The following is a 24,210-nucleotide window of genomic DNA, read 5'->3' on the forward strand; positions in this document are numbered from 1 at the left end:
ATGTCAGACCTTTTTCCTCGTGTCGATCCCGATGGATTGATTGAATATTCGGTCGTGTACACCGATCGTTCGCTGAACCATATGTCCCGGTCGTTCCAAGCTGTCATGAACGACATCTCCACCACGCTCAAATCCGTCTACAACGCCCACGCGGTCGCTGTGGTGCCGGGCAGCGGTACGTTCGGCATGGAGGCGGTGGCTCGCCAGCTGGTGCATGGCCGCAAATGTCTGGTGATTCGAAATGGTTGGTTCAGTTACCGCTGGACGCAGATTTTCGACATGGGTGGGATTCCTGCATCGTCCACCGTGCTCAAGGCGCGGCCGCAGAGCCAGGCTTCCCAGGCTGCATTCATCCCGCCACCCATTGATGAGGTGATCGCAACCATCGCCGCGCAGCAGCCGGATCTTGTATTTGCGCCTCATGTGGAAACCTCGTCAGGGATGATCCTGCCGGACGACTATCTACGTGCGGTGGCAGATGCCGTGCATGCGGTTGGCGGGTTGTTCGTTCTCGATTGCATCGCCTCCGGCGCGCTCTGGGTAGACATGCAGGCAAGCGGCGTCGATGTGCTGATCAGTGCACCGCAGAAAGGTTGGAGCGCTTCGCCTTGCTGTGCGCTGGTGATGCTCAGCCAGGCTGCGCAGTCTCGCGTCGAAGCGACCCAGAGCAGCAGCTTCGCCTGCGACCTCAAAAAATGGCTGCAGATCATGCAGGCTTACGAGCAGGGCGGGCATGCCTATCACGCGACCCTACCGAGTGACGCACTGATGCGTTTTCGCGACGTCATGCTGGAAACACGGGACTACGGCTTCGACGTCCTTCGTGCCGACCAGCTGGAGCTGGGCCGGCGGGTGAGGGCGCTGCTGGCTGAAAAAGGATTCAGAAGCGTCGCGGCCGATGGCTTCGAGGCGCCGGGCGTGGTGGTTTGCTACACCACCGACAGCGAAATCAGGAGCGGCAGCAAGTTTGCGGCGCAAGGCCTGCAGATTGCCGCGGGCGTCCCCCTGCAATGCGACGAGCCAACCGACTTCCAGACCTTCCGCATCGGCCTGTTCGGATTGGAAAAGCTGAGAAACCTGGATCGCACCGTCGAGATTCTCCGGGGCGCGCTGGACAATATTCTCGGAGTGGATCGTTGATCCGCTGACACCAAACGTCGCCGCGTGTCGCCATGGCTGGTTGCGACATGTCGGTGGCGAGATTGCTGATCGATCCGTTGGCGTTGACGGAACTCTCGTAAAAAATCGCTGTAACCGGCGTGCTAGACACATTAATGACACAAAAATATGGTTGCGCATGCGCGCAGGGTAGCTACGCTGAAGCTTGTACAAGGCGATTAAAACAACAAAAGAGGGGCTCAGTATGATCAACAACCAGAATGCTCAGGTCGTTGCACTCGAATTGTGGCGCTTCTGTGCACATTGCATGGCCATACTCGTCGTCGTTGGAGCTGTACTGATCGGTTTCCTTGGATCCTGGGACCTCGCGCTCAAGGTGGGCGTGCTGCCACTACTGGCCCTTGTGGCCGCCGACGCGCTGGCCAAGCGCAAAGAACAGGAAATTCTGCTTCGAAACTTCTGATCCCTTGATCACCCTGCGCAAACCGACACGGGGCTTGCGCAGGGTCAACAGTCAACTTCGCTTAGGTCCATGCCGAGTACATGCCCAGCCGGGGCATAGACTCAAACAGTGATTCCTCATCCTGCGCCAGTCCCAAATCTCCCAAACCCAGTACCGATTAGTCAGCCTTGCATGCCGCCACGGCATCAGGAGTCAACGCTGTCCGCCAGGTAATCGGTGTAGTAATCCAGTGCAGCGAGGTTCTTGTCCTTGGCCTCGAACATCATGTCGAAGCGGTCGAGGAATTCGCGAGCGTACAGGTTGGTCCAGCGATTCCACATGCGCTTGCTGTGGCTATAGAGATCGCGCTTGCTGACGCGTTGCAGCAGGTCAGGCATTTCCAGCTTCCGTTCCGGTGAATAACCAAGCTCCATCAGATTTTCCGGTGGCTGGGAGTAGTGCATGGTCGGCCGCACACCGCGCCAGCTGTCGATGATTCGGGCGACGCGTGGGTCATGCGGGTCGATGTAGCGTTCCTCATTGATCCAGCAGTGATGGATGTCCAGCACCACCGGCGCGAGGTCTGCGAGTTGCAGGCAGTCGCCGACCCCGTAGGTCTTTTCTTCGTTCTCGAAAGTGATGCAGTTTCGCGCTTCCTGCGACAGACGCGGCCAGACCGCGCGAATCCCATCGACGCCCAGCCGCCCGGCGATATGCACGTTGCACTTGAAGTCCTGAAACTGCCGGCCAAAGCCCATCATGCGGATCATGTCGGCGTGGTATTCGAATTCCGCCAGGCTGTTTTCCACCACCTGCGGTTTGTCCGAGCCGAGCACGCAGTATTGCCCTGGGTGTAACGAGAGGCGGATGCCCAGCGCCTTGGCGCAGTCACCGATCTGCGCAAAACCCTTCTCGATCACATCCCGCACCTCGGTCTGGCGATAGAAATCAGCTGCTTCCGGATGACTGTAGAAGGGCAGCAGATCGCTGCTCAGACGCAGCATGTGCAGCTGGGCTGGCAGCGTTCCGACGTATTCGAGCAACCGCAGCTGCGCAGCCAGGTTGTGCTCGATGATGCCGTTCAGCTTTTCGCGAGCTGCGTCCTGCGTCACGCTGTTGAGCCAGCGCAACGTGGTTGAACGCGGGTTGAAGGCACGCTCGATGGCCTCCAGCTCCTTCAGCGATTCGCTGTGTCCGGGATGGCGATACATGCAGGCGAAACCGATTCTGTGCATAGAAACCTGAGCAGGCACTTATATGGATGGGATTCCATTTAGTTACCCGCACGCGCGCAGAGGTGCGGAACAACCGACGAACGCATCGCGTCAATTGGCGTCGGGAAGCCAGCGACCTACGAAAAACCCTTACCATATCAGCCACTTGTTTATGTCTGGTTGATCGTCATGTTGTCTGCCGTCAAACGCTACAAGCGCCTGGTTTCGGGAGCATTGGCGCGTTGCTTTCCCCGCACCTCGGCCTATTTGCAATCGGAAGAAGAGTTGATCCTGCACCGTTGGCCCGGCGCCGCTCCCAAACAGGGAGGCAAGCGAGTCGCCAAACACGCCGGCAAGCCGCCCGCCGCAGTCGGTCGCAAGGTCAAGCAAGCAGATGCAACCGCCAAACCCAGAACCAAACCCCGCAAGCCCGCCAGCGAAGGCATCTACGGGCCGGCGAAACTGTCGGTGGAAGACCAGCAGATCCAGGCGATGCGCCTGCGCGTCGGCCGTGCGGTCGAAGCCGGGGTGATCTGCGCGCCGTCCGAGGAACAATGGGCGATGATCCTCAGCGACAGCCCGGTGACGCGGATCTTCGCCGGTGCCGGCTCGGGCAAATCCACCACGCTGGTGCTGCGCGTGGTGTTCATGCTCTGTCATCTGGAAATACCACCGGAGCGGCTGACGGTGATTTCCTTCACCAATGCCTCCTGCGCGCAGCTGCGCGAACAGTTGGTGCGGGTGCTTGGCTTCTGGAACTTCGAGTTCGATCCCGCCAGTGCACGCCAATGCGTACGGACCTTCCATTCTGCGATGGCGGTGCTGGCCAAGGATGTGCTGGGCAAACCGGTCTGGTTCGAGCAGCTCGACGAAAAGGGTGCCTCGCCGACCGAGCTGGACAATCCGCTGACCGCTTCGCGTTTGCGACCGGCGCAGCAGCGGCTGCTGAAGCAGGCCTACCAGAGCTGCTATGCCGAAGATCAAGACTTCCGAACATTGGTGCACCAGTTACTCGACCTGCCATCGCCGGTTGCCGATCAGCGCAAAACGCCAAAAGCGCCGTTGGATGCGTTCAGGCTGGCTGGCGAGTTCGTCGCTGTCCCGCTGTTCGAGGCGTTCTATGCGCAGGCGGGTTTCATCGAGAGCATCGGCATCCGCATCGAACAGATGCAAACCAGTCGGATGACCTGCTCGGAACGTGAACGCTGGTTCATCGACGCGCTGATCCTGTTCTGGAAGCATTTCCAGACAGCGTTACAGACGCAGGGGCTGATGACTTTCAACGGCGCGTTTCAGCAGCTTACGCAGCGTCTGGCCGCGGGCGGGAAGGGTGCTTCTACCAACGCCTTGGCACCGTTCAGCCATTTGCTGATCGACGAGTTTCAGGACATCTCGCCGCAGATCGTCCAGTGGCTGCAGGCGTTGCATCGGTCGTTGGCCGGTCTGGGCGAGCCGGTCAGTCTGATGGCCATCGGTGATGACTGGCAGTCGATCTATGGGTGGCGCGGCAGTTCGCCGGAGCTGTTCATGGATTTCGACAAGTATTTCCCCAGCAAAGGCGCGTCGAAGAAGAGCTTGGTGCTGATGCTGGAAACCAACTATCGCTCCATCGAGCCGATCATCCGCGATGGCGAAGCCGTGCTGGCCGGCGTCGAGTTCAAACAGGACAAAACCAGCAAGGCCGGCAAGGCGACTCAGCCGGGCGATCACGGGGTGAAGCTGGTGACGGGCTTCGACCTGAAAGCCCGCTTGCCGGACCTGATCAGGCAGATCGAGGCGCAGTGCGCGCATGTCGCGGCCCGGCCAGACGCCGATCGCAACGCCGTGCTGGTGCTGAGCCGGCGCAACGAGCCGTTGCGCGCCATTCAGGCCGAGCTGGACAAGAAATTGCCGGTCAAGACCTACACCATTCACCGCGCCAAGGGATTGCAGGCGGAGGTCGCGATCATCGTCGATGACTGCTCACTGCCGGAAAAGCACCCGCTGCGCAACGCGCTGTACGCCTATTCGGGCTTCTTCCGAAACAGCTATGACCAAGCCATGACCGACGAGAGCCTGCGCCTGGCCTACGTGGCGATTACCCGTGGCGTCAGTCGGGTCTTTTGGTTCACCCAGAAAACCCAAGGCGCAACGCGTTTGCTGAAGGCACGAAGAAAAACGCTCTGAGCGGCTTCAACGTCGCGTGTGACATAAATTGCGGTTAGGGTTTGGCCTCGGCGATGAACGCCGAACCGACGGAGGACGATTGCATGCTGAAGCTATGGGGCCGAATCAACTCGACCAACGTGAGGAAGGCGCTCTGGTGCCTCGAAGAACTTGGCGTCCCTCATACCCGCATCGATGCGGGAGGTGCCTTCGGCGTGGTAGGAGAAGCCGAGTACATCGCAAAGAATCCGAATCGCCTGGTGCCATGCCTCGAAGACGGCGAGCTGGCGCTGTGGGAATCGAACACCATCGTTCGTTACCTCGCCGCACAGTATGGCGAGGGCACACTATGGAGCACCGATCCGCGCCAGCGCGCCGGGGCTGACAAATGGATGGACTGGGCGACCTCAACCCTGGCCACGCCCTTCCGCCCGCTGTTCTGGAACATCGTGCGAACCGCTCCGGAAAAGCGGGACATGGCCGCCGTGCAAGCAGCGTTGGATGAATGCGGCAAGCTGCTCGCCATCGTCGACCGAGACCTGGCAGCGCAGCCGTACCTGTCGGGCGATTCATTTGGCATGGGCGATATCCCGCTGGGTTGCTTCGCCTACGCCTGGTTCGAGATGCCTATCGAGCGGCCAGATCTGCCGCACCTGCGGCACTGGTATGAGCGACTACAACAGCGCCCGGCGTATCAGACCGCGGTGATCACACCCTTGACCTGACAGGCCTCAGCGGCTGACGGTCGCTCATCGTGGCTGGCATAGCAGGGCTCAAGTTGGCCGCAATCGGGTCGGCCGATTTCAAGTCCGGAGGCTTCCAAATGCCTGCCGGAGCAGTTCCGGCAACGTGTCGCCGGCCTGGCCGGCCAATGCGTATTCCCGTTCGTCATGACTGGCGCTTGCCTGGGGATTGACGTGGATGACGGTTGCGCCGGCGCGCCAGGCCAGTCCTGGCATCTCTGCCGCTGGATAGACCAGGCCGGATGTGCCTACCTATATCAGCACATCACAATCTTGCGCCGCTGCGAATGCAGTATTCAGTTGCTCTTGCGGCAGGCTTTCACCAAACCAGACCACACCGGGGCGCAACGCGCCATCGCAGATCGCACATCGAGGTGGTTGCACTCGACGGCCGCCTTCCGGTTCGTCGGGCATGTCGAGCGGTTCGTTCGGAGCTTCGCCGCATTCAAAACAGCGTGGCTGATGCAGGCTGCCATGCAGATGGATGACCTCATCGCTGCCGGAGCGCTCGTGCAGATCGTCGACGTTCTGAGTGATCAGCGTGAGGCGCGGTACATGCCGGCTCAGCTCGGCGATGGCCCGGTGCGCCGGATTCGGTTGGGCTTGCAGAACCTTCATGCGACGCCACTCATACCAGCCCCAGACCAGTTCCGGGTCCGCACGGAAAGCCTCGGGTGTGGCCATCGAGGCGGCGTCGAAGCGTTCCCAAAAGTCCGGTCAGCGAGTCGCGGAACGTCGGAATGCCACTTTCGGCTGACACGCCCGCTCCGGTGAACACGACGACGTGCTGGGCGTTGCGCAGGGTTTCGATCAGCGGGACTGGGATCATTGGCACGGCTCCTCGGTTACTGATGGCAGAAATCGCTGTCCATCAGACCACCGACATACGGCTGATTCCAATCGCTGCTGCCTCAGCTCAAGGCAAAGCGGCTGCTGAGCGAGCCCAGTCGCGAGGCCAATGCGCTGAGGGCGCTGCTGTTCTGATCGAGGCGATTCGCATTTGACGCATTCTGATCGGCGATCTGCTGAACGCTCTGCAAATGACGAGCGACATCAGCCGATACGGTGGTTTGCTGATGGGTCGCGGCGGCGATCAGCTCGTTCATCTGGCTGATCGCATCGATTTCCTGAGCGACCGCTGCCAGCAGAGCGGTGGTCTGCTGGCTGTCCGCAACGCAACGGGTGACGCTTTGACGGCTTTGCTGCATGGATTCTGCGGCCTTGCGGCTGTCCTGTTGCAGACGGCTGATGATTTCAAGGATTTCGCTGGTGGACTCGGCCGTCTTGCTCGCCAGGCTACGCACCTCTTCGGCAACCACGGCGAAGCCGCGGCCCTGCTCACCGGCCCGTGCCGCTTCGATCGCGGCATTGAGCGCGAGCAGGTTGGTCTGATCGGCAATGCTTCGGATCACATCCAGCACGCGGCCGATCTGTTCGGATTGAATGGCCAGGTCCTGCGTCACCTCATCGGTAGAGTCGATACGCCGGGCGAGTAGGGTGATTTCCTCCAGGCTGGCCGAAACCGCGGTTCGCCCCTGTTCGGCCTTCGTATTGGCTGAATGCGCGGCCTGGGCAGCACGGTCGGCGTGGCTCGCGACGTCACCGATGGCGGTCGACATCTGCTGCATGGCATTGACCATATAAGCGGTCTCCGCGAGCTGACGATCAGCGCCGCCGCGCATGTCGCGAGTGGCCTGGTGCAGGTGGCGAGCGGTGTCGTCCAGTCCGCGTGTATCGCGAACCACCGCACCAACCAGCTCGGCGAGCTGATCGAGAAAGTGGTTGAAGCGCTGGGCGATCGGCCCGCTGGCGATGCTGCGTTGGCGCAGGTCGATCTGCACGGGATCGCGCGTGATATCGGCGGCGGCGCTCAGCAGCGCTTCGCCTTCGCGCGCTTCGGCATTGGCGCGCACGGCTAGGTAGATCAGGATGGCGCTCTCCAACACCACATAGAACGCATGCAGCATCACCACGCCCCAGCTGCCATCCGGCATCAGAAATACGTTGGCGTGGTGCTGCAGCGCAAAGAAGCTCAGGTGGTGAACGGCGATGGTGATGGCCGCCACGACGATTGGCAGCCAGTCTCGGTAATAGACCAGGAAAGCGAGCAGCGCGAAGATGCCGAAGTGCATTTCCAGCATGCCGTGAGCGAGGTTGATGTGCAGCGCGGCCATGACCATAAAGGCTGCGCCGATCAGACAGCGCAGCAGTCGCTCACCGGCGATCAGACCATGCAGCAGCGTCATGGCCAGCGCCGTACCGCCGCCGATAACGAACGCTTGCGCCCAATCGCCATACAGCGCGGCCAGGCCGAGCGCATAGGCCGCCAGAAACCACAGCACGGCGAGCATGATGCGATCAGCCTTGCGGTAGTGATCCTTGAGCGTGAAAGTGTCGCTGGACATGCTGTTTCTCCGAGACAGGTCGCGTGGTGTTTGCGGTGCTGAAAGAGGGCTTCGGTGTGGCCATCGCGGTTCGGTCATACACGCTTTGGCAAATGCCTGAAGGCAGACAGGGCGCGCTCGCGGCTCATCGACAACTCGACGATCGGGTGCGGGTAACCGGCGACATCGAGGCCCCGGCGGGCGCTAGGGTCATGGATGTCGCGATCGCTCAAGTGCGCCAGTTCGGGCAACCAATGGCGGAGAAAACGGCCTTGCGAATCGAACTTCGCCGATTGGCTGAGCGGATTGAACAGGCGGAAGTAGGGCACCGAGTCAGTGCCGGTCGAGGCGCTCCATTGCCAGCCACCGTTGTTCGCGGCGAGGTCGCCATCGATGAGATGCCGCATGAACCAGCGCTCGCCTTCGCGCCAGTCGATCAGCAGGTTCTTGCTCAGAAACATGGCAACCAGCATGCGCAGGCGGTTATGCATCCAGCCGGTTGCCAACAGCTGCCGCATGGCCGCATCGATGATTGGAAAGCCGGTACGCCCCTGCTGCCAGGCGGCTAGCTCATCGGGCGCATTGCGCCACGGCAGGGCTTCGGTTTCGGGACGAAAGGCGCGCCCCATCGAGACCCGCGGATAGCCCACCAGGACGTGTTTATAGAATTCGCGCCAGAGCAGTTCGTTGATCCAGGTGGCGGCGCCTGGCTGACCGCTGTCGAGCTCACCCCGGTTCGCTGCCAGAGCGGCATGCAGGCATTGCCGCGGTGAAATGACCCCGGCAGCCAGGTACGGCGACAGCTGACTGGTGCCGGGCTCGGCGGGAAGGTCGCGACGGTATTGATAGTCCGCCATGTCGTCTTCGACAAAGCAGGCCAGGCGTGTACGTGCAACGTCTTCGCCGGCCGGCCAGTACGCGCGCAGTTGCTCGCTAGGCAGGGCGAAGCCTTCTATCGTCGTCGGGATCGGATCGCTTGAAACAGACAGCCACGTTTGCGGCGCGGGAATCGGCAGGCAGCGCGGTAGAGAATGGCTCAGGCGTGAATGGCAAACCTTGCGGAACTGGCTGAACACCTTGAAGCACTGGCCGGCAAGGGTTTGCACGCTGCCCGGCGCAAAAAGCAACTGGTCCAGATGACGTCGCAGCGACGCGCCGTTGCTGCGAAGTTCTGCGGCCACGGCATCGTCACGCCGCTGCTCGTTCGCGCCATATTCGTCATTGATATGCACGTTGCCGATTTCGTGCTCGCGGCACATATCGGCCACAAGCGCGGGCACAGCCTGCCAATCGTCGACACGACGGATCAGTAACGGCACGTTCAACTCGGCCAGACGTACCGACAATGCGCTCAGGTTGCGCAGCCAGAAATCAAGCTTGCATGCCGCGTCGTCATGGGCGAGCCACTGCGCGGGCGTTATCAGGTATAGCGCGATGGTCGGGCCGGCATTCATCGCGGCGGACAGGGCGGTGTTGTCAGTCACGCGCAGATCGCTGCGCAGCCAGATCAGTTGATTCATTGCGGTTGGTCAGATCCCGTTGCGCAGGCTGAGATCCTCGGGATGCGGCTGCAGATAGGCCTGATTGGCTACGTAGCGATCCGGATGGCGGCGGAAGTGATGTTTGAGCAGGGTCAGCGGCACGACGAGGGGCACGATTCCTTCACGGTACTGGGTGATTAGACGTTGCAGTTCCTGTTTGTCTTCGCCTTCGAGGTGGCGTTTCAGATAGCCGCTCAGGTGCTGCAACACGTTGCTGTGGTTGCCGCGCGAGGCGGCCTTTTTCAGCGCGGCCATCAGCTGGCTGAAGTAGGCCGGTGCGAAGGCTTCCAGCGGTGTCGTGCCGACTCTGGCGACCATTCGACCAAGCGCCTTGTATTGCTGCGGGTCGCTCGCCATGAGCTGGTACTTGTAGCGTGAATGGAAATCCACCAGCGCCTTGCGTGTCAGTCCTGTACGCAACAGGCGCCGCCATTCGGCATGGGCGAATACCCGCGTCAGAAAGTTCTCGCGCAGTACCGGGTCGTTGAGCCTGCCAGCCTCTTCGACTGGCAGATCTGGGCGCATCCGCATCAGACTCTTCGCAAACAGACCGGAGCCGCCACCGTCGACCGGATGACCGTTGGCTTGGTACACCTTCACCCGCTCCATGCCGCAGGAGGGTGATTTCTGCATGAGGATGTAGCCGCTGACGTCGTCCAGCTCTGTGGCGATCCGCTCGCCGTAAGCGTTCAGCGCATCGCTGACGTCCAGCTCTGGATGCACCGTGCCCACCGCGCGCGGGTGATCAGGATCACCAACCAGCCGAATCGGCTCGCGTGGCGTGCCCAGCCCGATAGCCACTTCGGGGCAGATCGGTACGAACTGAAAGTGACGAGCCAGCGTTTCGCTGCACAGACGCGACTCCTTGTGCCCGCCATTGAAGCGCACCGGGTTGCCAAGTAGACAGGCGCTGATACCGACCTTGATGACAGTGGCGGATGTAGACATCGGGCTGGCCTCGATACGTGCCTGTACAAACCTTCTTGTTTGTACAGTATTTGCCGGTATCTTAAGGTCGGACTTATACAAGTCAACTTGCTTTGTACAATTCACTCGTCGCCGTACATAGCTAGCCCGATGGTCGTACCGTTCGTGATGCGGCTTGCGCGTGCAATCAGATCGACCGAATTGCTCTGATAGATTTTCTGTTGCGGCAGCCGCTGCGCACGCGTCCTACAATGCCGCTCGCCGCAGCCAACGGGGATTGCCAGGGGCCGATACTGGGGAAACTGGATGCGGCATTGGCGAACCTGCGCAAGCCGCAGCCGCCTGTGTGAAAATGGCGCGCCCGGTGGGGCAGCGAAGTTGTTCAATCAGTAGTCAGGAATGTGCATGTCTGAGCAGGCGTTGTTATTGGTAAACCTGGGGTCACCGGCTTCTACCGAGGTGGCGGACGTGCGTCGTTATCTTGATCAGTTCCTGATGGATCCTTACGTCGTCGACCTGCCGTGGCCCGTTCGACGCTTGCTGGTCTCATTGATTCTGCTCAAGCGGCCGGCGCAATCCGCTCACGCCTACGCGTCGATCTGGTGGCCGGAAGGGTCGCCGTTGGTGGTGCTCAGCCAGCAGCTGGCCGATGCGGTGCGCCCTCACTGGACGGAGGGTCCGGTGGAATTGGCGATGCGCTATGGCGAGCCGTCGATCGAGCGCGCGTTGGTCGGGCTGGCGAAGCGGGGTATCAAGCAGGTGACTTTCGCGCCGCTGTACCCGCAATTCGCCGATAGCACCACGACGACCGCAATCCAGGAAGCACGCCGGGTCATCCGGGACAATCGTCTGGATATCAGGCTATCGATCCTGCAGCCCTTCTACGATCAGCCCGAATACCTCGATGCACTGGTCGACAGCGTGAAACCGTACCTGACCCAGAACTTCGATCATCTGCTGCTGAGCTTTCATGGCCTGCCCGAGCGCCATCTGCACAAGGCCGATCCGACCGGTTCGCATTGCCTGAAAGGCGCCGATTGCTGCCAGCGGGCCGAAGGAGCCGTCCTCGCCAATTGCTACCGCGCTCAGTGCATGCAAAGCGGCGCCGCATTTGCCGAACGTGCCGGATTGCGCGCGGAGCAGTGGTCGGTGTCGTTCCAGTCGCGGCTCGGCCGCGCCAAATGGATCGAGCCCTACACCGAGGCGCAGCTGGACGAATTGGCAGCAAAAGGCGTCAGGAAGCTGCTGGTGATGTGCCCGGCGTTCGTTGCCGACTGCATCGAAACGCTGGAGGAAATCGGCGACCGTGGCCGCGAGCAATTCATCGCCGCGGGCGGGGAAGAGCTGCAGCTGATCCCCTGTCTCAATACCCATGAGAGCTGGGTGCAGGCGCTGATCGCCCTGTGCCGGCGCGCCCCGCAGGCGCTATGAAGTATTCACGGTCATTGCTTCAGAGCGGCGAGCTGCTCCTTGAGTCGCCGCACTTCGGCCTCCAGTTCGATCACGCGCTGCCTGGCCTCGACCTCACGGCTCACATCCTTCTGGATGCCGATGAAATAGGTGAGCTGGTCCGCTTCGTTGAACACGGGCGTAATCGACAGCTCGTTCCAGAACGCGCTGCCATCCTTGCGGTAATTACGAAGGGTCTGGCGGCACGGCTGGCGGCTTCTGACCGCCTTGCGAATCGCCGCGATGCCAGGCTGGTCGCGGTGGCCCGCCTGTAGAAAGCGGCAATCCTGATAGAGAATATCGTCCACGTCGTAGCCAGTCAGACGCTGAAAGGCGGGATTGGCGTAGATGAGGATGTTGTCTTCGCCTTCCTGCTCGGCGACCACGATCCCGTCGTTGGAGGCTTCGATTACCAGTTGCAGCAGTTTGGCATTGATCATCTGGGCGTCTCTTGTCGGTGTTGCGGCATTCTAGGGCAGGTTCGGACGGCGCGGCACAACGCCCTTGATACTGGCTCGCGCGGTTCATGCGCAAACGCTGAGCTACAATGCGCCACTCTTTCTGCATGAGCTGTCCCGTGTCATGACTCAATTTGGCCGTGCTTCTACACTACTTGCTTCTGATCCGACCGGTCAGGAAGAGCTCTTTCCCATTCGGGAAGTCTCGCGCCTGACAGGTGTCAACCCGATCACGCTGCGAGCATGGGAGCGCCGCTACGGCCTCATTCGGCCCATCCGCACCGAAAGCGGCCATCGCCTTTATTCCCTGGCCGATATCGAGACGATTCGCAGCATCCTGGCCTGGATTGACCGCGGCGTCGCGGTAAGCAAAGTGGGCAGTATCCTGTCTCGCGACGCTGCAAAGTCTGAGGGGCGGTGGCATGCGGACGCAGCCGAGTGGGGCGATTGGACGGCGCAGGTGCAGCGTGCCGTGGGCAGCTTCGATCACTCCTGGCTTGAACAGATCTACGGGCAGCTCATTTCTACTTATTCGCTGCTGATAGTCCTTCAGGATGTGATGCTGCCGTTGTGGCAGCGGTTGTCGCTGCGTCAGGGCGAATATGGCCAGACCAGCGAATGGCTGTTCCTCGATGCCTTCCTCCGTGCCCACGTGCTGCAAAGCTTGCAGCTTGATCGCGATCAGGCGAAGAGTCGGGTACTGCTGGCTGCGGTCCCGGGGCAATGTCGTGAGCTGGAACTGTTGGTCACTGGCTTGTTGCTGTCCAGCGATGCGGTTGCGGTCAATGTGCTGGCAGTCGGTCAGCCACTGAACGAGTTGCCACTGGTTTGCGAGAAAACTCGCCCGAGAGCGTTGGTGCTGTATTCCAACGTACCGCCGAACGCGGGACTGCTGCGTCAACTGGCCAAACTCGCGTTGGGGCTCGATTGCCCATTGGCGTTGGCAGGCGAGGCGGCCGAGTTTTCAGAGCAGAGCTTGCGAGGCTCACCGATTGCGCGCCTCGGTAATTCGGGCGAACTTATGCAACGCCGTCTGCGGCAGTTTCTCGATGGACGTCTGGATACCTGACGTTTTGCTGAGCGGAGCATCGGTTCCGCCCTTGAATCATTGTGTCTAACTCCAGTTGGCGCGATGCTCAGTGACTTCAGCCGAAACACGATGCCGCCATGCGCCAGTCCATCTATCCAGCCGAACGTCCGCCGCAATTGACTCTGACCAACGGTTTGCGGGTGCGTCTGTTATCTCTGCCGCACAGCGCGCAGGCCGCAGCCCTGGTACGAGTGCATGCCGGTTCCCACGACGCGCCTCGAGCCTATCCGGGGCTGGCCCATTTTCTCGAACACCTGCTGTTTCTTGGCAGCCGGGATTACCCGGTGGCGCAGAGCCTGATGCCTTTCATTCAGGCCTGCGGCGGGCAACTGAACGCATCGACGCGGGAGCGGCATACCGACTTTTTCTTCCAGCTTCCGGCTGGCCAGCTTGAGGAAGGCTTGCGCCGTCTGCTGGATATGCTGGCGTATCCGCTGCTGGATCCAGAAGCGCAAGTGCGCGAGCGCGAGGTATTGCACGCCGAGTTTCTCGCTCGCGCTAAGGATCGAGAGACGCTATCCGATGCGGCGTTGGCCCGCGCAATCGACTCCACGCACCCAGCCAGCGGCTTTCATGCCGGCAACCGGGAAACCTTGCCGGTAGATGACCCAGATTTTCAGCAGGCGCTGCACGGCTACCATCAGCGTTTCTATCGGACCGGGCAGATGGAGCTACTACTGGCCGGTCCGCAGAGCGAAGCTGTATTGCAGCGCCTTGCGGAGCAGGCCGACATATCGCTGATCGCAGGTGCTGCCGTGCGGCGATCCCCGCCCGTGTTGCATGCCCGCACGGAGTGGTGGTCGAGGCTGCAACTGGAGCAAACGCAGCCGCGTTTGCTGCTCGCCTTCATCGTCGACGGTTTGGATGAGCACGCCTTGCCGGCGCTGGATTACCTCGCAACCTGGATCGCCTCCGAAGCGCCGAACGGATTGTCGCAGCGCTTGCAGGCGGCGGGCCTGTGCCAGGCGCTGTTGCTGCGGGCGCCGTACTGGTTTGCGGGGCAGGGCGTGTTGGTCATCGAGGCATTGCTGACGAGCAAGGGCCTGGCGCAGCGAGCCACGGTGGTCGATGCGCTGACGGATTGGCTGCGCTTCTTCGTTGAACCATCGTGTTGGCAAGCGTGCTGGGATGAGTACCGACTGATAGCCGATCGCAGCCTGCACGGCGCCGAGCCTTTGAAGCTGCTGCGCCATTGGGTGGAACCGCTGGCCTGGGCCGCCGATTCCGATGAAGCCGGCATAGGCGATGCGCTGCGCACCCTGATAACGCGAATGACGGACACTGGACCGGTGATCCTCACCGTCGATACGGCTCCTTGCGGCTCGGTCAGTACTGATGGATTTCCGCTGCGCATGGCCAGCGAGCCTCAATTAACCGCCGCGCACCGCGACTGGCACTGGCAGATTCCACAGCCCAATCCCTGGTTGAAGGCCGCCGTGTCGGATGGCAAGGCTGCCAACCCCGTCGCCGCATTGCGTTGGCTGGGTCCGACAGAGGAGAGCGGCAAGGCTGCATTGATGCTGCGTTGGCGCTTCGCTGAACTGCCGGTGCCGGCACTCTGGCATGGGCTGTCGCATGCGCTGCAAGGATGCGTCTGGGCAGCACGGCAGGCGGGCGTGGAACTGCGCTTCGAGGACATGGGGCATAGCTGGACGCTGAGTCTGTGTGGTTTCGCCGAAGCCGTGCCACCCATTCTTCGCGACGTTGCCTACTTGCTCGCCGAGCCCCCCGAGGCGTCGCTTGCCCAAGGTGCGCGGCTGGCAGAACAGCACCGTTCGCTGGGGCAGGATGAAATGCTGCTTCGTCAGTTACTCAGTCGTTTGCCACGTCTGGTTGCTGGAATGCAGCAGTCAGCCGAGCCGGCCGGATCAGCTAATCGCGAACAGCTTCACGCCGCCTGGAATGATGCGCGTTGGGACGGGCTAGCGGTTGGCTTCTCCCCGCACGCCTCGGCGGCGCTGCTGGCATCGGTCGGCGCGTTGCCTGGTAAGCCTGCGCTGGACAAGGATTGGCTTGAGGCGCCGCCTACGGAAAGTCGCTGGCATCAGGTTGGAGACGGGGTGGTCACCAGCGACACGGCATTCATCCTGTTCTGTCCACTCGCAGATCGCCACCTTGAAGGCGAAGCGGCGTGGCGCGTGCTGGGGCGTTTGCTGGAGGGTGACTTCTTCCGTCGGATTCGCAGTGAGCTGCAGCTGGGCTACGCGGTGCTCAGCCGGTTCTGCCAGTTTGCCGGCCAGCCAGGCATGCTCTTCGCGGTGCAGTCGCCGACCGCTTCGGCGACTGAAATCTTCCGCCAAATCGAGGCGTTTCTGGATACCTTCGCGCTCCAGCTGGCAGAGCGCTCGACAGAAGATCTGACAGGGATCGCCCATGCGACAGCCGATCAGAAAGTCGCTGCTTCTGCCGATCTCAATGGCCATGCCGAACGAGCCTGGCAGGCGGTGCTGGCCGGGCATGAATCCGATCGGATCGAACAGGTGATCAGAGCGATGCGCGAGCTGCGGCCAGCGGATCTTATGGCAGCCTTGCATGACCTGCGCGGGGGCGCTGGCCGGTTTATCGTAACCAATGCGCCGGCACCCGATGGTTGGGACCGATAGGCAGCGCTGCCATTTTCAACACGGATGCCCTCGCTCTGTTCCGGAGAGACTCGAACGTCGCTGATTGGAACTGCCGCTGTACAAACGATTTACCCGCGCGATCAGCCGCCCAGGCCAGGTGCCCCCTCGTTCTCGTACGGCTCACCGGGAAACTGGATCAGGCAGAAGCCGTTGCCGAATGGATCGCTCAGCGTGACCAGCCTGCCCCAGTCGAAAACGCGTATCGGTGTTTCCTGGCGCGCGCCGGCCGCTACCGCGCGTGCGGCGGACGCTTCGATATCGTCGACGACGAAGTCGGGGTGAATGGGCGTCCAGTGGCGGGCATAGGTGCGAATGCCAGCGTCGACTGCGGTGGCCGGTTCCGATCCGGCGTGCTCGATCAAGTAGATACGGCAGCCTGCGCCCAGCATTTCCGCTGCCGCCCCGTTGAACAGGGAGCGCGTATGGCGCAAGCCGAGGGCGTCCCGGTAGAAGGGGATCGCCTTGTCCAGATCTGCGACGTCGATGTTCAACAGAAGCTCCATCGTCGTTCGTCTCCGTCATGCTTTTGAGCAGCTAAATTTGCACGTCCTGAAGGTTTGGCGTTCTCACGCAGACTGGCTTGCCGACCCGGTGACAATACGGTCCGCCGGCAGCTGCCCGGCGCCATCGCCTAAGGCTAGGTATACCTGTAGCGCGGCGTAGGCGTCGTTTGCGGCGTAATACCGTTGTGCATCGGTCAATGTTCGATTCGCCCAGTTGGACGTAGAGACGCTTCGAGATTTGCTCACCCGAGCGCCCAGCACCGCTGCGACCGCGCCGCGCAATCCGACCTGGCCTTTCTTGCCCTGATAGCGCAGCGTCGTGCCAAGGTCGATGTAAATGCTGCAACTCGATGCCCAGGCGACTACGCAATCGGCTTCGATCTGAGCTCAGGCCAAAGCCGACCTTCAATAATTTGATTCGACTCCAGCACGGCTTTAGCTGCCTCAACGCAACCGTCCACGCGGACCTGAAACAGATAGGCGGTTTGCGGCGTGGCTAGCTGGATCACGTGAGGTCCGGTGGAAGCCTCGCCTATCTTGAAGGTGGGTTTGGATTCGGTATCGAAGCCGATCTGCGCGACGCTTAGGAGGTCTTCGACGGCTTGGGAGAACTCCGCCGGTGTCGAAGGCGTGACGATGCGGTCGAGCGTGAGTCCTTCGAAGCGCGGCAGGCCGTCGAGGTCGGCCAGCTGTGGGATGCGGATGATGATAGACCTCCATTTCAGAGCGCCGCTGCGATCGAGGGTGAGCGGACGGCTTTCAGTATTAAAGCCCATAGCCTGTCGTCCGCGCAGGCAGTCCTTTCGCCTAACGGGTGTCAGCCTTGCCACCCGGCAAGAGTAGACGGCTCCCAGCGGAGCTGGCCCAGCCCCTTAGGCTCGTTCACCTCGAAACGTGACCTACCCTCGTTCAGCTCCAGCGAAGCATTCCGTCGGAAAAATACCAAATCAAGAGATATGACGTCATACATTTAATTGACGTTGCATCGTGCTTGCCTAGACTCCGAAACGCCGTTTTCACATGAAAAGTCGGTTAAAAGCAAACGGCGAAGTATGACGACAGCAAAAATAAGGATAAGAAAATGCGAAATGTTGCAGCAGTTATGACGATCTCGTTGGGCATTGGCCTTTCCTCAGCAACGGCCGGTGCGTCGGTAGTCGTCAATGCCGGACTTGCCGGAGGAAGGATTCCGCTGGAGCGGCAGACGCTTCCCGTGCGCGATGGATTTGCCTCGATGGACGGTGGGACCAGCGGTGGTGCCTACGCGGTGCCCGGCCGTGTTTACGATGTCACCACGCGCGCCCAATTGAAGTCGGCGTTCGATGAAGCGGGGGACGAACCCAAGATCGTTCGCGTTCACGGCGCGCTTCTTGGCAACTCGGATGATTCAGGCAATCCGCTGACATGCGAAGACTATGCGCGGGGTACCGGATATACCCTGGACAGCTACCTGGCTGCATACGATCCAGCGGTCTGGGGATGGGATACGGAGCCCTCCGGCGGTCCGGAGAACGCGCGTCGCCAGGCGGCTGAGAATCAGAAAAACACCATGGTGATTGAGGTGCCGAGCAACACGACGATCATCGGAGCGAACCCCAAGGCGAGCTTGATAGGGTTGTCGTTGCGAATAGACGGCGAACGCAACGTGATCGTGCGTAACCTGAATCACAAAGCCGTCAGCGACTGCTTCCCGCAGTGGGACCCGACCGATGGTTCGGACGGAAACTGGAACAGCGAATACGACATGGTTCAGATCATCAACGGCGCATCCAATATCTGGATCAACCACAACTACTACACGGACGACCCGAACTTCGACGACCAAGCGCCGATGTATTTTGGCAGACCTTTCCAGCAGCATGATGGCTCGGTCGATATCACCTATGGGTCGGACCTTGTCACGGTGTCCTATAACCGCTTCGCGGATCGGGACAAGCTGATGCTGGTCGGTTCCACCGATTCTCCGACGGCGGGGGATCCGGGCAAGCTGCGGGTGACGATTCACCACAACGAGTTCATCAATATCGGCCAGCGCGCCCCGCGCCTCCGCTGGGGGCATGCGGACGTCTACAACAACCATTTCATTCGCAACGACGACGCACGTGTCCCCTTCGGTTACGCCTTCGGCGTTGGTTATGACTCGCACATCTGGGCGGAAGCCAACGCCTTCACCTTTAGCCCCTCGGTGGACTCGACGCGAATCATCAAGCATTGGAAAGGGCAGGCGATCACGACTATTGGCAATGTCATCAACCGCCGCAAGGTCGATTTGCTCGCGGCTTATAACGCCAATGCCGCAGCCGAACTGCAGCTAGTGAGCGATACCTCTTGGCGACCGACGCTACGCACCAGGGTCCATCCGGCGCAGGCTATCCCGGGTTTGCTCAAAAGGAAGGTCGGGCCGGTCTTGACGCTGGATAGAGGGCGCAAGCGGCACCATTGATCCATAGCGCCGGGCTCCAGCCTGAATGGCTTGGCAAACGGAGCGGCAAGCTGACCGGAACGCCACTACCGCGGTGGCGTTCTTGCACGACGGACCGGCAATTTGAGGGCCCGGCGGTTCAGGTCTACCGCATCCGTGGATGCCGGAAAAACCAGATTGCCAGCGGTGAGGCGATCACGATCACGCATAGTCCCAGCAGCGTGATCGCTGCGGGCAGGCCGTGGTGGTCGGCAATCCAGCCTGCGGCGATCAAGGGCGCGATGCTGCCGACGTAGCCGCAAACCAGGTAGGTCGAAATCAACCCCGAGCGCTCTGTCGGCGTGGCGATGCGGTTGACCATGCTGATGCCGGCCAGCAGGCACATGCCATGGCCTGCTGCCGCGGCGCAGACGCCAACGATGAACACGATGGGCGATCCGAGCTTAAAGTTGAGCACGAGCATGGCGTTGCTGAGCACGACCGCCAGCAAGCCGAGAAATCCGCACCAACGCAGGCTCATCCTGGCGCACGCCAGCTGCATCATGGCCGAAGCCAGCAGGATGACGCCGATGGATGTACCGCTCACCACCGGTCCATGCCAGGGCAGCATCTTCTCCAGAAATAGCGGGGCCATCGAGGCGTAAATGCCAAACACGCCGAAGGCGAAGAACGGGCAGGCGCAGGTAAGCGTGAACGCCAGCGAATCGCTGCGGCCCGTCCAGGCCAGGCGAGGCATGAAGGTTCTCCAGCTCGGCGATGCGGTCGCCAGTTCATCTGTATGCGGTTTCAGTTGCACGCGCATCAAGGCATACACAGCCAGCACACCCAACAGTAGTGAGGGTAAGTAGGTCACCATCAGCGGGTTCGGTAGCCACTGACCGGTGATGCCGCCCGTTATCGGGCCCAGACCAAAGCCAAAGGCGAGCAGGAAGCTGGTGATCATCGATATTCGCTGCGAAGCCCCGTCGCGCGAGATCTGTACCAGCCCGACCGTGGCGCTGGTGACGATCAGACTGGACGACAGACCCACCGCGAAACGACCCATGTTCAGGCTCGACAAGTCCCACGCGAGCATAGTCAGCAGGGTGCCGCCCCAACCCAGCAGCAGGCCGGCCAGCATCACCTTGCGAAAGCCCAGCGTGTCCGACAGCCGCCCCATGAACAGCAGGCCGAACAGCGCGCCCACCATGTAAACCACGTAAATCAGCGAGACGTCACTGGTACGCAACTGCCAGGCCTGCTGGTACAGCGGATAAAGCGGCGAAATGAGCGCTGTGCCCATCACACCCACGCACATGGCGAAGCAGACCCAGGGGAAGGCCGACCAGTTTTCTTTCATCTACACGCCTGCATAACGAAAAGTGGGTGGAAACAATCTCGGTGGCGTTTCCATGAGCAGCCTAACGGTTTTTCGTCGGTGGGGCGATTGCCGAGGCCAACGTTTACGTGACTGCAATCGCAGCGTGGCCTTGGCGTCTAGGCATAGAAACTGCCTGATGACGCTGCGCTGAGCCGGCGCATTAATTAGAGGCACTCGCCGATGACGAGGCGAGGTGCCGGGCACTACCCGGACGCTGCGTTGTCTCCTTCTGTGCCATTCTGCTTTTCAGTGGACTAGGGTGTTCAATAGGCTGTCGGGCCAATCCGCAGCCATAAATAGAGGGGATCGAACCATGTGGACCAAACCTGCTTTCATCGACCTGCGTATCGGTTTCGAAGTCACCATGTACTTCGCCAACCGCTGATTTATTCGCCCCGGCTCAGGCCGGGGCTTCGTTTTAAAGGATCGCAATGTTCATCCAGATTCTCGGTTCTGCTGCGGGCGGCGGCTTTCCTCAGTGGAACTGCAACTGCGCCAATTGCGCCGGGTTGCGTAACGGCACCTTGCGCGCGCAGGCGCGTACGCAGTCATCCATCGCCATCAGTGATGACGGCGAGTATTGGATACTGTGCAACGCCTCGCCGGACATCCGTGCGCAGCTGGAGTCGTTTCCCGCCTTGCAGCCGGCACGTGCGCCGCGCGATACGGCAATCGGCGCGATCATCCTGCTCGACAGCCAGATCGATCACACCACCGGCTTGCTGACGTTGCGTGAAGGCTGCCCCCATGAAGTCTGGTGTACCGAGATGGTTCATCAGGACCTCACGACCGGCTTTCCGCTGTTCAAGATGCTCGAGCACTGGAACGGCGGCCTGCGCTGGAACCCCATCGCTCTGGAAGGCAGCTTCCGCATTCCGACCTGTCCAGATATCGAAATTACGCCAATTCCGCTGCGCAGCGCCGCACCGCCATACTCGCCGCATCGCAACGACCCGCATCCGGGCGACAACATCGGCCTGCTGATCGAAGATCACAACACCGGCGGCAAGCTGTTTTACGCACCGGGGCTGGGCAAAGTCAGCCCCGAGCTGCTGGAACTGATGCGTGGCGCCGATTGCCTGTTGGTCGATGGCACGCTCTGGCGCGATGACGAAATGCGTGTGCGTGAAGTGGGTACCAAGCTCGGGTCCGAGATGGGCCATCTCCAGCAGAGCGGTCCTGGCGGCATGATCGAGGTGCTCGATGGGATGCCGGCGGCTCGCAAGATCCTCATCCATATCAACAACACCAATCCCATCCTCGATGAAGACTCGGCCGAGCGCGCAACCCTCGACGAGCACGGCATCGAAGTGGCGTTAGATGGCATGAGTATCGAGCTGTAGTACGCAGAATGCGCTTGCGCACCTGATTACTTCGAAGCTTACGGTGCGCAGAGCGCACCCTACGAGAGCAACCCTCCGCGCTGTGCATTGCCGCAGCGGGAACAGCAAAGGAAGCCGCGATGACCCTGCCAGCCATGACCCGCGCTGAGTTCGAGCAGGCGCTGCGCGCCAAAGGCGACTACTACCACATCCACCACCCGTTCCACCGGGCCATGTACGAAGGCCGCTCGACCCGTGAGCAGATCCAGGGTTGGGTGGCGAACCGCTTTTACTATCAGGTCTGCATCCCGGTGAAGGATGCTGCGATCCTGGCCAATTGCCCGGATCGCGAGGCGCGGCGCGAATGGGTGCAGCGCATCATCGATCATGATGGTGTTCCGGGCGTCGCTACGTCGGGCGTCGCTACGTCGGCCGAGGAAGGCGGCATCGAAGCCTGGCTGCGGTTGGCTGAAGCTGTGGGGCTTGATCGCGAACAGGTGCTGTCGCAGGAGCTGGTGTTGCCGGGCGTACGCTTTGCGGTGGATGCCTACGTCAACTTCGCGCGTCGTGCGGTCTGGCAGGAAGCAGCGAGCAGTTCGCTGACCGAACTCTTCGCGCCGACCATTCATCAGTCGCGCCTGGATGCCTGGCCGCAGCATTACAGCTGGATCGATCCGTCCGGTTACGAGTATTTCCGCAGGCGTCTGAAAGAAGCGCGCCGGGACGTCGAACACGGTTTGCGCATCACGCTCGAGCACTACACCAGTCGCGAGAATCAGGAGCGCATGCTGAACATTCTTCAATTCAAACTCGACGTTTTATGGAGCATGCTGGACGCCATGAGCATGGCCTATGAACTGGACCGCCCGCCGTACCACACCGTGACCCGCGAGCGCGTCTGGCACAACGGCATTACGTTTTGACATTTCGGTAGGTCGGGCCGGCGGCGTTTCGCTCCGGTAGCAGGGTGGGCTTCAGCCCACCATGACGCCCGCTCAAACGATTCGATTCACCAGCCAGGCCAAGCCACCGCCTGTCCACTGGCGAGACAACGGACCATGAGTGACATCCAACTGACCCAGATCCCTGCCTTGCGCCGTGGCTTCCGCTTCCAATGGGAACCCGCACAGAAATGCCACGTGCTGCTCTATCCCGAAGGCATGATCAAACTCAACGAGAGCGCCTCCGCGGTACTGGCTGAAGTTGACGGCGCGCGTACCGTCGGCGCCATCGTCGCCGATTTACAGGTGCGCTATCCGGAGGCGGAAGGGATCGAAGAGGACATCGTCGCATTCTTGGGGGTAGCCGTTGAGCGGTTCTGGATCGAGCTTCGCTAAGCCGGGCTGCGAGCCCGGTCCGCCGCTATGGCTGCTTGCCGAGCTGACTTATCGCTGCCCGTTGCAGTGCCCGTATTGCTCGAATCCGCTGGATTTTGCCAGCAGCCGTGACGAGCTGAGCACTGCCGAATGGATTGAAGTATTCCGCCAGGCGCGCGAGATGGGCGCGGCGCAACTGGGATTCTCGGGCGGCGAACCGCTGGTTCGTCAGGACTTGGCTGAACTGATCAAGGCGGCGCGGGACCTTGGCTACTACACCAACCTGATTACGTCGGGTATCGGCTTGACCGAGGAGAAGATCGCCTCGTTCGCCAATGCTGGCCTCGATCACATCCAGATCAGTTTCCAGGCCGCCGACGAAGAGGTGAACAACCTGCTCGCCGGTTCCAAGAAAGCCTTCGCGCAGAAGCTCGCCATGGCGCGTGCGGTGAAAGCCCACGGCTATCCGATGGTGCTCAACTTTGTCACCCACCGGCACAACATCGACAACATCGAACGCATCATCCAGCTGTGCCTGGAGTTGGAAGCGGACTTTGTAGAGCTCGCCACCTGTCAGTTCTACGGCTGGGCCGAACTCAACCGCGCCGGGCTGTTGCCCAGCAAGGAGCAGTTGGTTCTTGCCGAGCGCATCACCAACCAGTGGCGTGACAAACTCGCCGCCGCGAACCACCCCTGCAAGCTGATCTTCGTCACGCCCGATTACTACGAAGAGCGGCCGAAGGGTTGTATGAACGGCTGGGGCAACCTGTTTCTCGACATTACGCCCGACGGCACGGCGTTGCCATGCCACAGCGCGCGTCAGTTGCCGATCAGCTTTCCCAACGTGCGCGAGCAGAGCATCGAGCAGATATGGAAGCACTCGTTCGGCTTCAACAGGTTTCGCGGTTTCGACTGGATGCCTGAGCCTTGCCAATCCTGTGACGAGAAGGAAAAGGACTTCGGCGGCTGCCGCTGCCAGGCCTTCATGCTCACTGGCGATGCCGCCAATGCCGACCCGGTGTGCAGCAAATCCGCCCATCACGGCGTAATTCTCGCCGCGCGCACCGAAGCTGAGCAGACGCCGTGCGGGTTGGATGAGCTGACCTTCCGCAACGAGAAGGCATCGCGGCTGATCCTCAAGGTTTGAGACC

22 protein-coding genes and 1 pseudogene are annotated in these 24,210 nt (G+C 61.1%); 13 read left to right on the forward strand and 10 right to left on the reverse strand.

The genetic code is table 11. The features are described 5' to 3' along the window. Together NA645_RS10840 and NA645_RS10845 are read left to right on the forward strand one after the other, a co-directional pair. A complete protein-coding gene (locus tag NA645_RS10840) occupies positions 1–1,140 on the forward strand; it encodes an aminotransferase class V-fold PLP-dependent enzyme (protein ID WP_256048804.1) in 1,140 nt (379 codons plus the stop codon). Positions 1,141–1,363: 223 nt separating this feature from the next. Next, positions 1,364–1,582, forward strand: coding sequence for a hypothetical protein (locus NA645_RS10845; protein WP_177493025.1), 219 nt, complete (start codon positions 1,364–1,366; stop codon positions 1,580–1,582). A 185-nt stretch (positions 1,583–1,767) separates the two neighbouring features. On the opposite strand, the gene uvsE is transcribed toward NA645_RS10845, so the two are convergent. Continuing rightward, positions 1,768–2,796: a UV DNA damage repair endonuclease UvsE gene (uvsE, locus tag NA645_RS10850; RefSeq protein WP_256048805.1), complete on the reverse strand. Its 1,029-nt coding sequence runs from the start codon at positions 2,794–2,796 to the stop codon at positions 1,768–1,770. Between the two features lie 168 nt (positions 2,797–2,964). On the opposite strand from uvsE, the gene NA645_RS10855 reads away from it, so the two are divergent. Continuing rightward, positions 2,965–4,941 (forward strand): DEAD/DEAH box helicase, encoded by a 1,977-nt coding sequence (locus NA645_RS10855; RefSeq protein WP_256048806.1) that lies wholly within the window; start codon positions 2,965–2,967, stop codon positions 4,939–4,941. An 83-nt stretch (positions 4,942–5,024) separates the two neighbouring features. Next, entirely contained in the window at positions 5,025–5,645 is a 621-nt protein-coding gene (locus tag NA645_RS10860; RefSeq protein WP_256048807.1) for a glutathione S-transferase, read from the forward strand. Between the two features lie 78 nt (positions 5,646–5,723). Here the strand turns inward: NA645_RS10860 and NA645_RS10865 are convergent. The 4 genes and pseudogenes from NA645_RS10865 to NA645_RS10880 all read right to left on the reverse strand — a co-directional run bounded on the left by NA645_RS10865 (position 5,724) and on the right by NA645_RS10880 (position 10,536). After that, positions 5,724–6,492, reverse strand: a pseudogene (locus NA645_RS10865) (SIR2 family NAD-dependent protein deacylase). A gap of 82 nt (positions 6,493–6,574) precedes the next feature. Beyond that, positions 6,575–8,068 (reverse strand): methyl-accepting chemotaxis protein, encoded by a 1,494-nt coding sequence (locus tag NA645_RS10870; protein WP_256048808.1) that lies wholly within the window; start codon positions 8,066–8,068, stop codon positions 6,575–6,577. A gap of 74 nt (positions 8,069–8,142) precedes the next feature. Next, complete coding sequence (gene phrB, locus NA645_RS10875) at positions 8,143–9,567, reverse strand: deoxyribodipyrimidine photo-lyase (RefSeq protein WP_256048809.1); 1,425 nt, start codon at positions 9,565–9,567, stop codon at positions 8,143–8,145. A 9-nt stretch (positions 9,568–9,576) separates the two neighbouring features. Further along, positions 9,577–10,536, reverse strand: a complete 960-nt coding sequence (locus tag NA645_RS10880) for a YbgA family protein (RefSeq protein WP_256048810.1) — start codon at positions 10,534–10,536, stop codon at positions 9,577–9,579. A 384-nt stretch (positions 10,537–10,920) separates the two neighbouring features. On the opposite strand from NA645_RS10880, the gene hemH reads away from it, so the two are divergent. Next, complete coding sequence (gene hemH, locus NA645_RS10885) at positions 10,921–11,946, forward strand: ferrochelatase (protein WP_256048811.1); 1,026 nt, start codon at positions 10,921–10,923, stop codon at positions 11,944–11,946. 11 nt (positions 11,947–11,957) lie between these two features. On the opposite strand, the gene NA645_RS10890 is transcribed toward hemH, so the two are convergent. Then, complete coding sequence (locus tag NA645_RS10890; protein WP_256048812.1) at positions 11,958–12,404, reverse strand: PAS domain-containing protein; 447 nt, start codon at positions 12,402–12,404, stop codon at positions 11,958–11,960. A 142-nt stretch (positions 12,405–12,546) separates the two neighbouring features. On the opposite strand from NA645_RS10890, the gene NA645_RS10895 reads away from it, so the two are divergent. Both NA645_RS10895 and pqqF read left to right on the forward strand, forming a co-directional pair. Next, positions 12,547–13,491, forward strand: a complete 945-nt coding sequence (locus tag NA645_RS10895) for a MerR family transcriptional regulator (protein ID WP_256048813.1) — start codon at positions 12,547–12,549, stop codon at positions 13,489–13,491. 98 nt (positions 13,492–13,589) lie between these two features. Beyond that, positions 13,590–16,115: a pyrroloquinoline quinone biosynthesis protein PqqF gene (pqqF, locus tag NA645_RS10900; protein WP_256048814.1), complete on the forward strand. Its 2,526-nt coding sequence runs from the start codon at positions 13,590–13,592 to the stop codon at positions 16,113–16,115. Positions 16,116–16,216: 101 nt separating this feature from the next. Here pqqF and NA645_RS10905 read toward each other — a convergent pair whose 3' ends face one another. The 3 genes from NA645_RS10905 to NA645_RS10915 all read right to left on the reverse strand — a co-directional run bounded on the left by NA645_RS10905 (position 16,217) and on the right by NA645_RS10915 (position 17,415). Next, positions 16,217–16,639, reverse strand: coding sequence for a VOC family protein (locus NA645_RS10905; protein WP_256048815.1), 423 nt, complete (start codon positions 16,637–16,639; stop codon positions 16,217–16,219). Positions 16,640–16,702: 63 nt separating this feature from the next. Continuing rightward, positions 16,703–16,900 carry a hypothetical protein gene (locus NA645_RS10910; protein WP_336605259.1) on the reverse strand — a complete coding sequence of 66 codons (198 nt, stop codon included), beginning with the start codon at positions 16,898–16,900 and terminating at the stop codon, positions 16,703–16,705. 101 nt (positions 16,901–17,001) lie between these two features. Beyond that, the gene (locus NA645_RS10915; RefSeq protein ID WP_256048817.1) at positions 17,002–17,415 is read right to left on the reverse strand and encodes a hypothetical protein; all 414 of its coding nucleotides are present in this window, start codon (positions 17,413–17,415) and stop codon (positions 17,002–17,004) included. Positions 17,416–17,720: 305 nt separating this feature from the next. Between NA645_RS10915 and NA645_RS10920 the strand changes: the two genes are divergently transcribed. Next, on the forward strand, positions 17,721–19,082 hold the full coding sequence (locus tag NA645_RS10920) for a pectate lyase family protein (protein ID WP_256048818.1): 1,362 nt from the start codon (positions 17,721–17,723) through the stop codon (positions 19,080–19,082). A 124-nt stretch (positions 19,083–19,206) separates the two neighbouring features. Here NA645_RS10920 and NA645_RS10925 read toward each other — a convergent pair whose 3' ends face one another. Further along, a complete protein-coding gene (locus tag NA645_RS10925; RefSeq protein ID WP_256048819.1) occupies positions 19,207–20,400 on the reverse strand; it encodes an MFS transporter in 1,194 nt (397 codons plus the stop codon). Between the two features lie 334 nt (positions 20,401–20,734). Between NA645_RS10925 and pqqA the strand changes: the two genes are divergently transcribed. The 5 genes from pqqA (at position 20,735) to pqqE (ending at position 24,206) form a co-directional block, all read left to right on the forward strand. Next, positions 20,735–20,806, forward strand: a complete 72-nt coding sequence (gene pqqA / locus NA645_RS10930; RefSeq protein WP_110660746.1) for a pyrroloquinoline quinone precursor peptide PqqA — start codon at positions 20,735–20,737, stop codon at positions 20,804–20,806. A gap of 46 nt (positions 20,807–20,852) precedes the next feature. Beyond that, the gene (gene pqqB / locus NA645_RS10935) at positions 20,853–21,764 is read left to right on the forward strand and encodes a pyrroloquinoline quinone biosynthesis protein PqqB (RefSeq protein ID WP_256048820.1); all 912 of its coding nucleotides are present in this window, start codon (positions 20,853–20,855) and stop codon (positions 21,762–21,764) included. 119 nt (positions 21,765–21,883) lie between these two features. Then, the gene (pqqC, locus tag NA645_RS10940) at positions 21,884–22,666 is read left to right on the forward strand and encodes a pyrroloquinoline-quinone synthase PqqC (RefSeq protein ID WP_256048821.1); all 783 of its coding nucleotides are present in this window, start codon (positions 21,884–21,886) and stop codon (positions 22,664–22,666) included. 135 nt (positions 22,667–22,801) lie between these two features. Beyond that, positions 22,802–23,080, forward strand: coding sequence for a pyrroloquinoline quinone biosynthesis peptide chaperone PqqD (pqqD, locus tag NA645_RS10945; RefSeq protein WP_256048822.1), 279 nt, complete (start codon positions 22,802–22,804; stop codon positions 23,078–23,080). Beyond that, positions 23,052–24,206 (forward strand): pyrroloquinoline quinone biosynthesis protein PqqE, encoded by a 1,155-nt coding sequence (gene pqqE / locus NA645_RS10950; protein WP_256048823.1) that lies wholly within the window; start codon positions 23,052–23,054, stop codon positions 24,204–24,206. Before pqqD ends, pqqE begins: the two co-directional genes overlap by 29 nt. The last annotated feature ends 4 nt before the right edge of the window (positions 24,207–24,210 follow it).

This window comes from Stutzerimonas stutzeri (assembly GCF_024448955.1).
GTDB lineage: Bacteria > Pseudomonadota > Gammaproteobacteria > Pseudomonadales > Pseudomonadaceae > Stutzerimonas > Stutzerimonas stutzeri_AQ.

Coding starts and splice junctions, on each gene's coding strand:
- NA645_RS10840 (WP_256048804.1), top strand. CDS start 1: ATGTCAGACCTTTTTCCTCGTGTCGATCCCGATGGATTGATTGAATAT.
- NA645_RS10845 (WP_177493025.1), top strand. CDS start 1,364: ATGATCAACAACCAGAATGCTCAGGTCGTTGCACTCGAATTGTGGCGC.
- uvsE (WP_256048805.1), bottom strand. CDS start 2,796: ATGCACAGAATCGGTTTCGCCTGCATGTATCGCCATCCCGGACACAGC.
- NA645_RS10855 (WP_256048806.1), top strand. CDS start 2,965: ATGTTGTCTGCCGTCAAACGCTACAAGCGCCTGGTTTCGGGAGCATTG.
- NA645_RS10860 (WP_256048807.1), top strand. CDS start 5,025: ATGCTGAAGCTATGGGGCCGAATCAACTCGACCAACGTGAGGAAGGCG.
- NA645_RS10870 (WP_256048808.1), bottom strand. CDS start 8,068: ATGTCCAGCGACACTTTCACGCTCAAGGATCACTACCGCAAGGCTGAT.
- phrB (WP_256048809.1), bottom strand. CDS start 9,567: ATGAATCAACTGATCTGGCTGCGCAGCGATCTGCGCGTGACTGACAAC.
- NA645_RS10880 (WP_256048810.1), bottom strand. CDS start 10,536: ATGTCTACATCCGCCACTGTCATCAAGGTCGGTATCAGCGCCTGTCTA.
- hemH (WP_256048811.1), top strand. CDS start 10,921: ATGTCTGAGCAGGCGTTGTTATTGGTAAACCTGGGGTCACCGGCTTCT.
- NA645_RS10890 (WP_256048812.1), bottom strand. CDS start 12,404: ATGATCAATGCCAAACTGCTGCAACTGGTAATCGAAGCCTCCAACGAC.
- NA645_RS10895 (WP_256048813.1), top strand. CDS start 12,547: ATGACTCAATTTGGCCGTGCTTCTACACTACTTGCTTCTGATCCGACC.
- pqqF (WP_256048814.1), top strand. CDS start 13,590: ATGCGCCAGTCCATCTATCCAGCCGAACGTCCGCCGCAATTGACTCTG.
- NA645_RS10905 (WP_256048815.1), bottom strand. CDS start 16,639: ATGGAGCTTCTGTTGAACATCGACGTCGCAGATCTGGACAAGGCGATC.
- NA645_RS10915 (WP_256048817.1), bottom strand. CDS start 17,415: ATGGGCTTTAATACTGAAAGCCGTCCGCTCACCCTCGATCGCAGCGGC.
- NA645_RS10920 (WP_256048818.1), top strand. CDS start 17,721: ATGCGAAATGTTGCAGCAGTTATGACGATCTCGTTGGGCATTGGCCTT.
- NA645_RS10925 (WP_256048819.1), bottom strand. CDS start 20,400: ATGAAAGAAAACTGGTCGGCCTTCCCCTGGGTCTGCTTCGCCATGTGC.
- pqqB (WP_256048820.1), top strand. CDS start 20,853: ATGTTCATCCAGATTCTCGGTTCTGCTGCGGGCGGCGGCTTTCCTCAG.
- pqqC (WP_256048821.1), top strand. CDS start 21,884: ATGACCCTGCCAGCCATGACCCGCGCTGAGTTCGAGCAGGCGCTGCGC.
- pqqD (WP_256048822.1), top strand. CDS start 22,802: ATGAGTGACATCCAACTGACCCAGATCCCTGCCTTGCGCCGTGGCTTC.